The sequence below is a fragment of the Clostridia bacterium genome, from assembly GCA_036654455.1.
Classification (GTDB): Bacteria; Bacillota; Clostridia; order Christensenellales; family CAG-314; genus JAVVRZ01.
The window spans coordinates 174,901-190,662 of the sequence record JAVVRZ010000003.1; the positions used below are offsets into that span (position 1 = coordinate 174,901).

Annotated in this window: 10 protein-coding genes; all 10 read left to right on the forward strand. The window is 39.4% G+C overall.

What is annotated here, in order from left to right:
• The 10 genes from RR062_04690 to gdhA all read left to right on the forward strand — a co-directional run bounded on the left by RR062_04690 (position 1) and on the right by gdhA (position 15,557).
• Complete coding sequence (locus RR062_04690; protein ID MEG2027005.1) at positions 1 to 690, forward strand: phosphoribosylaminoimidazolesuccinocarboxamide synthase; 690 nt, start codon at positions 1 to 3, stop codon at positions 688 to 690.
• Positions 690 to 2,078 carry an amidophosphoribosyltransferase gene (purF, locus tag RR062_04695; GenBank protein ID MEG2027006.1) on the forward strand — a complete coding sequence of 463 codons (1,389 nt, stop codon included), beginning with the start codon at positions 690 to 692 and terminating at the stop codon, positions 2,076 to 2,078. Before RR062_04690 ends, purF begins: the two co-directional genes overlap by 1 nt.
• The gene (purM, locus tag RR062_04700; GenBank protein MEG2027007.1) at positions 2,075 to 3,118 is read left to right on the forward strand and encodes a phosphoribosylformylglycinamidine cyclo-ligase; all 1,044 of its coding nucleotides are present in this window, start codon (positions 2,075 to 2,077) and stop codon (positions 3,116 to 3,118) included. Before purF ends, purM begins: the two co-directional genes overlap by 4 nt.
• Position 3,119: 1 nt before the next feature.
• The gene (gene purN, locus RR062_04705; protein MEG2027008.1) at positions 3,120 to 3,713 is read left to right on the forward strand and encodes a phosphoribosylglycinamide formyltransferase; all 594 of its coding nucleotides are present in this window, start codon (positions 3,120 to 3,122) and stop codon (positions 3,711 to 3,713) included.
• Between the two features lies 1 nt (position 3,714).
• Positions 3,715 to 4,431, forward strand: a complete 717-nt coding sequence (locus RR062_04710; GenBank protein MEG2027009.1) for an IMP cyclohydrolase — start codon at positions 3,715 to 3,717, stop codon at positions 4,429 to 4,431.
• Complete coding sequence (locus tag RR062_04715; GenBank protein MEG2027010.1) at positions 4,428 to 5,609, forward strand: phosphoribosylaminoimidazolecarboxamide formyltransferase; 1,182 nt, start codon at positions 4,428 to 4,430, stop codon at positions 5,607 to 5,609. Before RR062_04710 ends, RR062_04715 begins: the two co-directional genes overlap by 4 nt.
• 8 nt (positions 5,610 to 5,617) lie before the next feature.
• The gene (gene purD / locus RR062_04720; GenBank protein ID MEG2027011.1) at positions 5,618 to 6,886 is read left to right on the forward strand and encodes a phosphoribosylamine--glycine ligase; all 1,269 of its coding nucleotides are present in this window, start codon (positions 5,618 to 5,620) and stop codon (positions 6,884 to 6,886) included.
• Between the two features lie 3 nt (positions 6,887 to 6,889).
• The gene (locus RR062_04725) at positions 6,890 to 10,570 is read left to right on the forward strand and encodes a phosphoribosylformylglycinamidine synthase (protein MEG2027012.1); all 3,681 of its coding nucleotides are present in this window, start codon (positions 6,890 to 6,892) and stop codon (positions 10,568 to 10,570) included.
• Positions 10,571 to 10,681: 111 nt separating this feature from the next.
• Complete coding sequence (locus tag RR062_04730) at positions 10,682 to 13,894, forward strand: bacterial Ig-like domain-containing protein (GenBank protein MEG2027013.1); 3,213 nt, start codon at positions 10,682 to 10,684, stop codon at positions 13,892 to 13,894.
• 313 nt (positions 13,895 to 14,207) lie between these two features.
• On the forward strand, positions 14,208 to 15,557 hold the full coding sequence (gene gdhA / locus RR062_04735; GenBank protein ID MEG2027014.1) for an NADP-specific glutamate dehydrogenase: 1,350 nt from the start codon (positions 14,208 to 14,210) through the stop codon (positions 15,555 to 15,557).
• Positions 15,558 to 15,762 lie beyond the last annotated feature (205 nt).

Here is a 15,762-nt window from a genome sequence, read left to right on the forward strand (position 1 = left end):
ATGCAACGCACATTAGTTTACAAAGGAAAAACCAAAGATGTTTACGCTCTTGATAACGGAAACTATCAACTTCTATTTAAAGACGACGTGACAGGGGCAGACGGCGTGTTCGACCCCGGCGCAAATACAGTAGGACTAAGTATTGCAGGGGTAGGCAATGTAAATTTAAGAATGTCAGTCTTTTATTTTGAGAAACTTAAAGAGTTAGGCATTTCTACTCATTATATTTCAGCCGACATTGCAAATAATACTATGCAAGTAATCCCCGCAAGGCCTTTTGGCAAAGGGCTTGAAGTTATTTGCCGACTTAGAGCTGTTGGTAGTTTTTTCCGTAGATATAGCGATTATGTAAAATATGGGGCAAAGTTACCTTATTACGTAGAAACGACTTTTAAAAACGACGAGCTAAACGACCCTCTTGTAACCAAAGACGGTTTGATAGTTCTCAATGTCTTAACCGCTACTCAATACGACGATATAGTTAGCAAAACTCAACAAATTACCAAGGTTGTAGAGCACGAGCTTAAACAAAAAGGGCTAGACCTATACGACATTAAATTTGAGTTTGGGTTTGACGGCGACCAAGTTATATTGATTGACGAAATAGCTTCCGGCAATATGAGGGTATATAAGGGCGACAAGTATATCGAACCGCTCGAATTATCCAAACTGTTTTTTGAGGAAAAATAATGAGAGAAATTAATGAAGAATGCGGACTTTTTGGCGTAATAGGCAATATCTACGGGGGAGTAGCTAGCGCAACTTACTACGGACTTTACGCCTTGCAACATCGTGGGCAGGAGAGCAGTGGAATTGTTGTCAACGACGGCGGAGTCTTTCGTTCATATAAAGATTTAGGGTTAGTCAACGATGTCTTTAACAAGGACAACCTAGCTAGTTTAGGCGAAGGTATAATGGCAATCGGTCACGTTCGTTACGGCACAGGCGACAATCAACGACTAGACGCTCAACCTATCGTAGTCAATCATATTATGGGCAATATGGCAATTTGCCACAATGGCAATATAACTAATTCCGCCGAACTTAAAAATGAGCTTGAACATTGCGGTATGATTTTTCACACCACTTCAAACACCGAACTCATAGCGTATATGATTATTAGAGAGCGGTTAACAACTTCTACAATCGAACAAGCCATAAGCAAGGCTATGAATAAGATTAAAGGCGCTTATTCGCTAGTAATTATGACCAATAACAAATTAATAGCGATTCGTGACGAATACGGGTTTAGACCGCTTTGTTTTGGCAAGATAAAAGATGGCACTTATGTAATAGCAAGCGAGAGTTGCGCTCTTGACGCAGTAGGCGCAAAATTTGTTAGAGATGTCGAACCCGGCGAAATAGTAGTTTTTAGCGCAGACTTAGTCACGTGTGATACAACGCATTGTAACAAGCAACCGATGTCGTTATGCGTGTTTGAATATGTTTATTTTGCTAGACCCGACTCTATTATAGATGGTTGTTCGGTTCAACGTGCTCGTATGAAGGCTGGACAATTTTTAGCCCAAGAACACCCCGTAGACGCCGACGTAGTAATTGCAGTACCCGATTCCGGCATTGACGCCGCCGTAGGCTATGCAAAAGAATCCGGCATACCTTACGGAGTCGGGTTGATTAAAAATAGATATATCGGCAGGACTTTTATCGACCCGGGTCAAAAGAAACGTGAGGAGCGTGTTCGCATTAAATTAAACCCTATTAGCGAAACAGTCTCGGGCAAGAGAATTATACTAATAGACGACTCAATAGTGCGAGGCACTACTTGCGAAAGAATAGTAAAGTTACTTAAAAGCGCAGGCGCAAAAGAAATTCACATGCGTGTTTCAGCTCCGCCTTATGTCAACCCTTGTTACTATGGCACAGACATTAAGTCAAGGGACGTGCTAATCTCTTGCAAATATTCGCCCGAACAAATAGCCTCTCGCATTGGAGTAGATAGTTTAGGCTTTTTATCAATAGAACACGCAAAACAAATTACAGGTTGCGCAAATAAGGGGTATTGCACGGCTTGTTTTGACGGAATTTACCCAACATTTATTAGCGAGGAGAACAAATGAAATCTCAAAGTGAAAGTTATAAACAGTCTGGCGTAGATATAACCGCAGGTTATAAGGCAGTAGAACTTATGAAAAAACATATTGCAAGAACGCTTACTTCGGGAGCAATAGGGGCAATAGGCGGTTTTGGCGGTTTGTTTGAGTTAGATTTAACAGGAATTACTAAGCCGGTATTAGTCTCCGGCACAGACGGCGTCGGCACAAAATTAAAGTTAGCTTTTTTGCTGGACAAACACGACACAATCGGTATCGATTGCGTAGCTATGTGTGTTAACGATATTATTTGTTCGGGAGCAAAACCGCTATTCTTTTTAGATTATATAGCGCTAGGTAAAAATATTCCTCAAAAAGTCGCAAATATTGTTAAAGGCGTAGCCGATGGTTGCGTAATGTCGGCTTGTTCTTTAATCGGCGGTGAAACAGCCGAAATGCCCGGCTTTTACCCGATAGACGAATACGACCTTGCGGGTTTTGCCGTTGGCGTAGTAGACAAAGATAGAATTGTTGACAATAACGCAATTAAAGAGGGCGATAGCATTATAGCCCTTGCGTCTTCGGGCGTTCACTCTAACGGTTTTTCGCTAGTAAGAAAAGTCTTAGATATAAATAACATTGACCTAAACAAGCCCTTAGACGAACTTGGCGGAAGAAACTTAGGCGAAACTTTACTTTTTCCCACACGAATTTATGTTAAGTCCGTACTAGATTTGATGAGCAAGGTTAAGGTTTTAGGCGTATCGCATATTACAGGCGGAGGCTTTTTCGAGAATATTCCACGAGCAATTCCGCAAGGTTTATGCGCAAACGTCGCACTTTCTAGGGTCAAAGTGTTACCTATATTTAACTACATTCAAAAAGTCGGCAATATTCCTCTAAGGGATATGTTTAACACTTTTAATATGGGCGTAGGTATGTGCGTTATTGTTTCTAAACAGGATACTGATAAGGCGCTTGAAATTTTAACGGCTAACGGCGAACAACCCTATGTAATAGGCGATATTATTAAAAATAAAGATAAAATTATCATTGAGGGATTATAAAATGATAAATATTGCCGTATTAGTTTCGGGCGGAGGCACTAATTTACAAGCATTAATAGACGCTACCAAAAGCGGAATAATTTCTAGCGGAAAAATTCGTCTAGTAATTTCTAGCAGTTCAAATGCTTACGCTTTAACTCGTGCTAAAAACGCCAATATAGATACGGCGGTTGTGCGCTATAAGTCGGCAAATGTCGAACAAGATATTTTAAAGTTGTTACAAGAATATAGTATTGACCTAATCGTGCTTGCAGGCTTTATTCATATTTTAAGCGCAGACTTTGTATCTCGTTACCCAAAAAGAATTATTAATATCCACCCTTCGTTAATACCTAAGTTTTGTGGCGACGGATTTTATGGGCTTAGAGTTCACCAAGCCGTACTAGATAATCACGAGGAATTTAGCGGGGCGACCGTACACTATGTCAATCAAATAACTGACGGCGGTGAAATTATTATGAGCAAGATTGTTCCCGTTTGTGTAAACGATACGGCGGAAATTCTTCAACAACGTATAATGGAGCAAGCTGAGTGGATAATTCTGCCCGAAGCTACCGAACAAGTTTGCAAACTTTTACTAAATAAAGGAGAATAATTTGACTTTTTTATCATTAGCGGAACATTTAAAGACAAATTCTTATTTTGGGCGAGGAATAGTTTTAGGCAAATCGCCTAGCGGTAAATACGCTTGCCTAGCTTACTTTATTATGGGGCGTAGCTTAAACAGTCGCAATAGAATTTTTGTCAAATCAAACGAGGGCGTATCTATCTTGCCGTTTGACCCTACCAAAGTTACCGACCCTAGCTTAATTGTTTATTCGCCTTTAATCAAATGCGGAAATTCAATAGTGTTGACTAACGGCAATCAAACTCAAACAATAGTAGACGCTATCTTAGAAAAAAAACCCGACGCCTTTGTAATCGCTCTTAATTCTCGTAGTTTTGAGCCGGATAGTCCCAATTTTACCCCGAGAATAAGCGGTATTGTCAACTTAGCAAACGGTGATTTTGATTACCGTTTAAGCATACTTAAATGTGGCGACAAACAGTTGCAAACTTGCGACAGATATTTCTTCGACTACAAACCGGTTTGCGGAAAAGGTCACTTTATACATACATATAGTGGCGACGGCAATCCTTTGCCAAGCTTTGAAGGCGAGCCTACGGCGATACAAATTGAAGAAGATATCGACGAATTTACCAATAAAATATGGGATAGTTTAGACAAAGACAACAAAATATCGCTACTTACAATGTACGTAGATATTTCAACTAAACAAAGTTTTGAAAGGATAATCAACAAGAATTTATGAAAGAATTTCAATTAAAGTATGGTTGTAACCCAAACCAGACCCAAGCCAGAATTTTTAGCCAAGACGGCGAATTGCCCCTAAGCGTTCTCGGTGGCAGACCTGGCTATATCAATTTTTTAGACGCTCTTAACGCTTATCAGCTAGTAAAAGAGCTTAGCCTTGCAACCACGCTACCTTGCGCTACTTCATTTAAACACGTTTCGCCTACGTCTGCGTCGGTCGGCAAAATTTTAAGTCTTAATCAAAAGAAGGCTTGTTTTGTTGACGACATAGCCGAGCTTGATTCGTCTTTAATTGCTTGCGCTTATGCAAGGGCGAGAGGGGCGGATAGAATGTCGTCCTTTGGCGATTTTATAGCTCTTTCAACTCAATGCGACTCGGTAACCGCAAGATTAATTTCTCGTGAAGTTTCGGACGGTATAATCGCTCCGTCATATTCGCAAGAAGCCTTAAAGATACTTAAAGCTAAGCGTAACGGAACATATAATATTATTCAAATTGATTCTAGCTACATTCCTAACCCGATTGAACGCAAACAAGTTTATGGTATTACTTTCGAACAATCTCGCAACAACTGCGTTATAGATAGGTCAGTACTTACTAATATAGTAACGTCTAATAAGGCTTTACCCGATTTTGCGCAAATTGACCTATTAGTTTCTTTAATTACTCTTAAATATACTCAATCTAATTCGGTTTGTTTTGCTTACGACGGACAAGCAATAGGCGTAGGCGCAGGACAACAATCTCGAATACATTGTACTAGACTTGCAGGTTCTAAGGCAGATTTATGGCAACTTCGTCAGCATCAAAAAACACTTGACTTAGACTTTTTAAAGGGAATTTCTCGTGCCGACAAGAATAACATAATCGATATTTATCTTTCGCAAGAACATCAAGCCGTTACGGGTAAAAATAACTTTCACAAGTATTTTGCAACTCGACCCGATGTGTTTACCAAAAGTCAACAGAAAGAATTTCTCTCGACTATCACTAACGTAAGTTTGGGTAGCGACGCTTTCTTTCCCTTTGGCGACAATATCGAGCGGGCAAAACTTAGTGGCGTTAGTTTTGTTGCTCAGCCCGGCGGTTCGGTCAAAGACGATAATGTGATTGCAATTTGCGACAAATACAATATGGTTATGGCGTTTACCGGTTTAAGGCTATTTCACCACTAGGAGTAGATATGAAAGTTTTAGTAATAGGTAGTGGCGGACGAGAATTTGCCGTTACCGCAAAATTATTGCAGAGCAAAGTAATCGATAAACTCTATGTTTTACCCGGCAACGACGGCTTTCCAAAAGAGGTAATTAGAGTTAATATTTTAGCGCAAGACCTAGATTCTATCGTCGATTTTTGCGTTAACAATCTAATTGATTATGTCGTAGTTACGCCCGACGACCAACTTGCGCAGGGGCTAGTAGATAGACTTAAAGCGGTAGGCATAGCTAGCTTTGGGCCAAGCAAACTCGCCGCTACAATAGAGTCTAGCAAAGTCTACGCCAAACAATTTATGGAGAAATATTCTATCCCAACTTCACGCTACGCAATCTTTAATAACTTTGGAAAAGCCTTAGAATATTTGTCGACAACGACTTATCCAACGGTAATAAAAGCCGATGGGCTTGCGTTGGGAAAAGGCGTAATTATAGCTCAAAATTTTAAAGAAGCAACCGTCGGTTTGGCTCAAATTATGCAGGAAAAACGCTTTGGTTCAAGCGGTGACAAAGTAGTCATAGAGGAGTTTTTAGAGGGCGTAGAAGTCAGCGTGCTGACCTTCACAGATGGGCAAACCTTAGTCCCTATGATTTCCTCAATGGACCATAAGAAGGCGTTAGAAGGCGATACAGGGCTTAATACGGGGGGTATGGGGGCGATTGCGCCAAACCCGTACTATACAAGCGATATAGAAAGACAATGTTACGAACAAATTTTTATGCCTACGATTAGGGGGCTTGTCCAAGAAAATAGACGATTTACAGGCTGTTTATATTTTGGCTTAATGCTTACAAAATCAGGTCCAAAAGTTATCGAATACAACTGCCGTTTTGGCGACCCCGAAGCCCAAGTAGTTTTGCCTTTGCTTACAAGCGACTTGCTTACAATAATGCTTTCAACTACTTTTGGAACTCTTGACAAAGTCAAGGTTGAGTTTAGCAATAAGGCAAGTTGCGCAATTATTTTAGCCTCTTGCGGTTACCCTAGTAGCTATCAAAAAGGGTATCCAATTTCAATAGACAAGCAAGTTTTGCCATACGTAATTTTTGCAGGCGTCGCCAAAAAAGACGGGCAACTTGTGACTAACGGCGGTAGGGTGCTCAATATTATCGCAGTAGAAGACAATCTTAAAGACGCTATTTCGCTAGCATATTCTCGTGTAAAAAAAGTTAACTTTACAAATATGTTTTATCGCAAAGACATAGGTAGCAAGGCGCTTGAAACGCAAAAGAGGTAATTAATGGTTTATAGAATTTTTGTAGAAAAACAGCCCGAATTTAGACAAAATGCAAATTTGCTTAAAACTCAAATTTGTAGTTTACTAGGACAAGAGCTTACCGATTTACGAATTGTCAATCGTTACGACATCGAAGGTATCAGTCAAGAAACTTTAAGTCAGGTTGCCTATACCGTCTTTGCCGAACCTCAAACTGATATATTAAGCTATGACCTTAATCTTAGTCAAGCTAGCTACGTCCTTGCCGTTCAATATCTCGACGGGCAGTTTGACCAACGAGCCGACTCGGCTATGCAGTGCGTTCAAATTGTAACGGGTACAATTCCCGTAGTTAGAGTTGCAAAAGTTTATTTATTTTATGGCAAATTATCTAGTCAACAAATTAAAGATATCAAGCAATATTTAATTAATCCGGTAGAGTGCGAAGAAACAAGCCTTACTATTCCCACAACTTTAAGTCTTGTTCACCCCAAAGTCGAAAAAGTAGAAGTCGTAGATGGTTTTTGCGACTTTACAAGCCAACAGCTAGCCGACTATGTCAAGCAAAACAATCTAGCTATGGACTTAGCCGACGCAAAATGCTGTCAAGATTATTTCAAGAGTCTTTCTCGTTGCCCAACAATAACCGAGATTAAATTGCTCGATACTTATTGGTCAGATCACTGCCGTCACACTACATTTTTTACTACGATTGACTCGGTTGACTTTGTCAATCCCTTGTCTAAACAAACTTATGAACTTTATTTAGATTTAAACAAGCGTTTTTCGCCTACAAAAGCGGTAACGCTTATGAATATAGCTACAATCGCCGTAAAGAAACTTAAAAGCGACGGCGTGCTAACTAGGCTTGACGAGTCAAGCGAAATCAACGCTTGCACTGTAAAAGTTGACGTTGACGTTGACGGAAAAAATCAAGAATGGTTGCTTTTATTTAAAAATGAAACTCACAATCACCCCACCGAAATAGAACCTTTTGGCGGAGCTGCAACTTGTATAGGCGGAGCGATTAGAGACCCTTTGTCGGGCAGAGCCTACGTCTTTGCGGCTATGCGAGTAAGCGGGGCGGGCAATCCCCTTGTTTCTATCTCTAAGACCTTGTCGGGTAAACTGCCTCAAAGTAAAATTGTTACTAGTTCTGCGTCGGGGTACAGTTCCTATGGTAATCAAATAGGGCTTGCGACCGGGTTAGTCGACGAAATATATCATCAAGGTTATGTGGCAAAGCGTATGGAAATCGGCGCAGTTTTAGGCGCCGTAAAAGCCTCAAACGTAGTTAGAGAGTGTCCAATACCCGGCGACGTAGTAATTTTGCTAGGTGGCAAGACCGGGCGTGACGGTTGCGGAGGTGCGACCGGTTCGAGTAAATCTCACACAACTTCTTCTCTTTCAATATGCGGAGCAGAGGTGCAAAAGGGCAATGCGCCCGAAGAACGCAAACTTCAAAGGTTGTTTAGAAATCCCGTCGCCAGTAAATTAATTAAGCGTTGTAATGATTTTGGCGCAGGCGGTGTTGCCGTCGCTATCGGCGAACTTGCCGACGGACTAGATATAGACCTTGACAAAGTTCCCAAAAAGTACGACGGGCTTAGCGGTACGGAACTGGCTATAAGCGAGTCGCAAGAGCGTATGGCGGTAGTTGTTTCCAAAGAAAAGGCTCAACAATTTATTCTTCTTGCCAGCCAAGAGAATATTTTAGCCACAGCCGTTGCCGTAGTTACTCAAAAACCTAGTCTTGTAATGCGGTTTTGCGGTCAAACAATAGTAGACATTTCTAGGGAGATGTTAGACTCTAACGGCGCAAAAAAACATACTTCGGCAAAATGTCTTGCCCCTTTAAACTTTGACAAAGTAATTCCAACAGACTTTGTAAAAGGTTACAAGAGCCTTAGCGAGGACCTCAACGTTTGCTCAAAGCGAGGACTTATTCAGCTATTCGACTCTACTAATGGTTCGGGCGAAGTCTTGTTTCCGTTAGGCGGAATTACTCAATCAACGCCAAGCCAAGCTATGGCGTACAAATTTCCTCTTGTAAGTGGCAAAACAAATACCGTAGCGACTATGGCTTATGGTTTTAATCCTTATATAACCGACAAAGATTGTTATAGAGGCGCTTATCTTGCCGTTGTAGAATCAATTTGTAAATTAATAGCCTTAGGGTCGGGACACAATCAAATATATTTAACTTTTCAAGAATATTTCGAGAAGCTTTTGAATGACCCTAAGCGTTGGGGCAAACCCTTAGAGGCATTACTTGGGGCGTTACAAGCTCAACTTGATTTTGACATAGGCGCAATCGGCGGTAAAGACTCTATGAGCGGAAGTTTCGAGCAGTTATCCGTTCCAAGTACGCTAGTAAGTTTTGCGTGTTCTACCGACATAATTGACAATATTCTTTCTCCCGAATTTAAAGCCGAAGGGCATAGCGTAATTTTGCTTTCTCCCGAATACGCCGACGGCTTGCCCAACCGAGAGAGTTTGAAACAAATATTTGCAACCATTAAAAATTTATGTCGGCAAAAGCAAATTCTTTCAATGTACGCTTGCGGTTTTGGCGGAGTTGCCGAAGCAGTGCTAAAAATGTGTCTTGGCAACAATATCGGCTTTGAGTATTCTTCTTCAATCGATATGAGCCAAATATTTAAGTATAGTTACGGCAGTTTTGTAATCGAATTAGCAAGCGAGCAAGATATAGGTAAGTTGTTAGGTAAAACTATAAAAGAGAATATCATTTATAAGCAACAGCGAATACCGCTTGACGAATTAAGGCGTATTTATCAAGCTAAATTAGAGCCGATTTATCCTACCAGCGCAAAGTTTGACCAAGCGCCCGTTGAAAAAATTTCTTATAGTTCTTCAAGTCGCATTGCTTCTTTAACTAAATTTGCTTCTCCAAAAGTAATCATTCCGGTTTTTCCGGGTACTAACTGCGAATACGATACCGCTAGGGCTTTTGAAAGGGCGGGAGCTACCGTCGAAACTTTTGTAATCAACAATTTAACGCCCCAAGATATCGCTAGCTCAGCCAAACAATTTGCAAAGCTTATTTCAAATAGTCAAATAGTAGCATTGTCAGGTGGTTTTTCCGCCGGCGACGAACCCGACGGAGCAGGTAAATTTATTACGGCTTTTATGCGTAACCCCGATATTGCCGAGCAGATTAACAAACTTTTAACAATTCGCAAGGGCTTAATGTGCGGTATTTGTAACGGGTTTCAAGCTTTAATCAAGCTAGGATTAGTGCCTTATGGCAAAATAGTTTTGCCTACAAAAGACAGCCCAACGCTTACTAGCAACGACATTTTACGCCATCAATCAAGAATTGTTCAAGTAAGAATAGCTTCGACTCTTTCGCCGTGGTTAAGCAAAGCCGAAGTTGGCGAGATTTATTCCGTACCAATCTCACACGGGGAAGGCAAATTTATTGCAAACCAGCAAACGCTGTCTAATCTTATTAAACAAGGGCAAATTTGTACGCAGTACGTAGATTTATCGGGTACTCCAAGTATGAACACCGAGTTTAACCCAAATGGTTCGGTTCTTGCCGTAGAAGGCATAACTTCGCCAGACGGGCTAGTGCTAGGTAAAATGGGGCACGTTGAACGTTACGAAAAAGGGCTTTATAAAAATATCTCCGGAAACTTCGATTTAAAGCTATTTGATGGCGCAGTAGAATATTTTAAGTAAACAAAGTTAACGATTTTTATCTTTTTGGCATACTCAATAAGGGTATGCCATTTTTATATTGACATTTAATAGGGTTTAATGTACTATATTGACACTTGAAGGGAGAATAAAATGCGTAAATTTAAATTATTGTTATTACTATTATCATTATTCGCAGTTTTTACCTCGGTAAGTTGTTCGTTTGACTTCAATACAATAACACGTATAGATATAGACGCTTCAACTATTCCTAGCGAAGTTAATGTTGGCGAATTAAACTTAAACGACCTTAAATTAATAGTTACATATTCTAACAACACCACGAGAATAGCTTCTATTTATGCAAGTATGGTGAGTCAAGAAGATAGAGAAAAACTATCTAGCGTTGGAACGCATACCATAACGGTTAATTATCAGGGGTTGTCTACTTCTTTTATTGTTAATGTCGTAGACACTACTGTTGTTCCAATAACTTTGGTTTCTATCGAGGTGACAAAACAGCCCGACAAAATTACTTATTTTGTAGGCGAAACTTTTGACCAAGTAGGTCTTGTTGTAACGGCTACATATTCTAACCAAACAACCAAAGAAATTACCGACTATACAATTAGTCCGCTTACGCCTTTACAGCTTACCGACACGGTAATCACAGTTACTTATGAAGATAAGACAGCTACAATAGCCGTTACCGTAAGTCAGCCCAAATTGCTTGTTTCTATCGAGGTGACAAAACAGCCCGACAAAACAAACTATATTGTGGGCGATACTTTTGATAAGACAGGCTTAATTATAACGGCTACTTATCTAGACACTACTACAAGAAAAGTTACTAATTATACGCTTAGCCCCGATATATTTACGCCTTTAAAACTTACCGACACGGTAATCACAGTTACTTATAAAGATAAGACGACCACGATACCAATCACCGTTATAGAGTCGATAGATTTAGTTTCAATAGCCGTGACAAAGCAACCCGACAAAACAAACTATATCGCAGGCGAAACTTTTGATAGGGCGGGCTTAGTTGTAACGGCTACTTATTCTAACCAAACAACCAAAGCAATTACCGATTTTTCCTTTTCGCCTAGTGGCAATTTGACCGAAAAAGATACGACCATTACCATTACATATTTGACTTGTTCTACTACGGTAGATATTTTGGTAACGCCTGTTATACTTAATCAAATAGCCGTCGACGTTACTTCTATGACTAGTCAGTTTTCAATCGGCGAAGTTGTAGATTTTACAAATGCTAAATTACTTTTAACTTATAATAACGGCGATATTAAAGCAATTCCGCTTACCGCTAATATGGTAACCGGGCTTGACACTTCTAAGACCGGCGCATTTAGTTTTACCGTAACTTATCACGGTTTAACTTGCAACTTTAACTACACTGTTGTGTCAACAAAGTTAGAGAGTATACAAGTCGTCAAAGGTTCAATTCCTAGCAATTATTATGTTGGCGACATACTTAACCTAACTAACGCAAAATTGCTACTTACAAATAGCGACGGTTCTACTCAAACAATAGCCATTACTCAAAGTATGATTAGCGGATTTGACAGCTCGGCTACTTCTAGCGGTAAATTTACGATTACGTTTAGAGATAAATCTTGCTTGCACGATTATAAGATATTAGGGCTTAACCCCGATAAACTTGCTTCGCAATATGGCTACAACGACTTGTTACTTCGTTCAAACGGAAGAAATCGCCAACTATTATATAATGAAATCGCTAAGAAGGCTAAGGACTTTTGTTACAAAGACATTGACATTACAGGCAGTTTAGATATCTTTGTATTAAATTTTGTTGCCTATGGGCTAACCGAAGACGAAGCTATTGAAACATTTATTACTTTTCAATTTGACAACCCTTATTATTACTGGATAGACTGGATAAGTTCGACCTCAATGAATATTTACATAAGCATTGAAAGCGAATATTCCCTAGCTAGCGTAAGAAAAACTTGTAACGACGCTATCGAAGTAATGATTAACGAGTACATTGCGCTTGTTGCAAATATTACTAGCGACGTAGGCAAGGCAGTTCTTGTTGGCGACAGAATTATAGCGACTATTGACTACACTTACGACCAAAACGGTAAACCCTCGCTAGAAGAGTTTGCCCACGACGTTACGGGTATTGCGCTTAAAAAAGGCGGTGTGTGCGAGGCTTACGCAGTAACATACAGTTTAATTCTCAACTACTTAGAAGTTCCAAATATTTATGTCGTAGGCGTCACCGGCACTAATGGCGGACACGCTTGGAACTACATACAAGTCGATGGCAAGTGGTATGGCGTTGACATTACTTGGAACGACCAAGGCGCTAACAAAGAAACGATTTACGATTACTTTGGACAGGGCGAACAATTTCTTAACGAACATCAATTCTTTACGCCCGAACACATAGGGCATAGCGTAGCTTACTTTATGTATGCCGTACCAAATCTAGCCGTAGACGACCTAACTATATTTAAATACTACGAGGGCGATAAATTACTCGGTATAGATAGTAACTTAGAAAAAGTTTTGTCGACTTTTGGACAAGGCGATTACACAATTGATTATTGTTACAAATATTCTACCGAAACTAGGACTACCCAAACAGGCGTAACAAATATTAGCGGTGGCAATATTACAATAGTCAAGACCTCTAAGACGTTTTATGAACTATATTTAAAGTTGACGAAAGATATCGCTTTGAATGCAAATTTAACTTTTTCTAATCTTAGCGTATCAGGTAACAATACTATAAACGTTAGCGCCGGCAAAACGCTTACGCTAAATAGAGTTAACGAATTTCACCCTAATATTAGTGGCGAAGGCGAGGTTGTAGTAGTTAATTTTACCCAGACTTTTATATATGGCAAAACTTATGATATAAATACATTAAGACTCAACGGTTCGATTCATATCCCTACAAAAGAAACAATTACAAGTTTTAATGTAAAAAACTTATATTTAACCGACTCTACCAAAATGAACTTTGTAATCAATGGTAAATTTGCCCATACTTTAACTATCGCTAATGTGTATGGAGATATTAAACCGCTTACAATTTATGTAGAGTATGTAATAAAAGATATTTTCCCCACGCTTAAAGTCGACAATATCGCTAAGGGTAGTATTAAAGTCTATGTAAGCGGGACTTCAAACGGAATTGCAAGCGGTCTTTTTGGCATAGATTATACGGGCAATATAATTAATATTGGAAACGGCGAATTAGGCAAAAATGTAGAAATCTTTGCAAGCGCTCCATTGATTGACGCAATAAACAACATTGTAACAATTCGCTGTGTTAAAGACGCTAACGGAAATGTCAAATTTAAGAGCTAACGCCTAAACTTATAAGAAAAGTTTAATTTTTAATCAAAATTTACAATAGTAAATAACTCTTAGCGCAATTAAGTCAACGTTATGCTAAGAGTTATTTTTTTGCAGTTGCAGGTTGCAACATAAAATATTATTCTCAAATTAGCCCCAAAATCTATTGACATTTATAGAATATCTTATATACTTTAAGTGGTTGGGAAAAAACAAAATTTCTTTTTTTTGAGCTAAATCTTAAAAGAATAAATTGAATTTACCCCTAGCTAAATAAAAAAAATATGTCAAAACAAGACAATTATAATAAAAAAGGAGTAACAAAATGTCAAATTATGTTCAAAGAGTTTTAGCGGAAACGATTGACCGCAATCCTAATGAGCCAGAATATCACCAGACTGCAACCGAAATTTTGCACTCGTTAGAGCCAGTATTTGAGAAGCACCCCGAATGGGAAGCGCTTGGTTTATTGGAGCGTTTTGTAGAGCCGGAAAGAGTTATCGAATTTAGAGTTCCGTGGGTAAACGACAAGGGCGAAGTTAAAGTTAACAAGGGTTACAGAGTACAATTTAATAGCGCTATTGGACCATACAAGGGCGGTTTAAGATTTAACCCCACAGTTAACCTATCCATTATGAAGTTCTTAGCTTTTGAGCAAACACTCAAAAACAGCTTAACTAGTCTTCCTATGGGCGGTGGTAAGGGCGGTAGCGATTTCGACCCACAAGGCAAGACCGATGCAGAAGTAATGAGATTTTGCCAAAGCTTTATGACCGAGTTATATAGACACATTGGTCCTAACCTAGATATTCCCGCTGGCGACCTTGGCGTAGGCGCAAGAGAGATTGGTTATATGTTTGGACAATACAAGAGAATTAAAAATCAATATGAGAATGGCGTTTTAACAGGCAAAGACTTATCGTTCGGCGGCAGCAGAATTCGTCCCGAAGCGACAGGTTTTGGCGCAACATATTTCTTCAATGAAGTTTGCAAACACGAAGGTCTCGAACTTAGCAAACTTAGATTTGCTCTATCTGGTTTTGGTAACGTTGCTTGGGGCGCTGCAAAGAAGATAACCGAGCTTGGCGGTAAAGTAGTTAGCATTTCAAGTCTTGACGGATATTGCTATATTAAAGACGGCTTAACAATGGAAATGGTAGACTTTATGCCCGTTATGAACAGTTGGAGACACAACCTTGTTAAAGAATTTAAAGATAAATTCCCACAAGTTGAGTTTGTTGCCGGCAAGAAACCTTGGGGCAACGTAGACGCAGACGTTTATATGCCTTGCGCAACACAAAACGAAATTCGCATTGACGACGCTAAGGCTATTGTAGCTAAGGGCATTAAATATTTAAACGAAGTAAGCAATATGCCTACTACAAACGAAGCGTTAGAATATCTACAAGCTCATAATGTTCTTGTTTGTCCTAGTAAAGCAGTTAACGCAGGTGGCGTTGCTACAAGCGGACTAGAAATGTCACAAAATAGTATGCGTCTAGCTTGGGACGGCGAAGAAGTTGACGAGAAGTTGCATACAATTATGAGAAATATTCATAATCAAATTTTGCAAGCTACAATCGAGTATAAGTTAGGCTACAACCTAGTTGCAGGCGCTAATATTGCAGGTTTTGATAAAGTTGCTAAGGCTATGATTGCGCAAGGTATTGTGTAAAAGTTAGCATTATTTAATCAATTTAAGAGGGGCAAAAGTTTTGCCCCTCTTTTTTTGTTAAAAATATCGTTTTACGTTTAAGAGTAATATTTATTTATTAATTTAATAGGGTATATTAAGGATATTTTTATTTTTTATAGGCGATTAAAGAAAGTAACAAAAAAACTAAAAATATAATTGACAAAATTGATTATTAGTGTTAAAC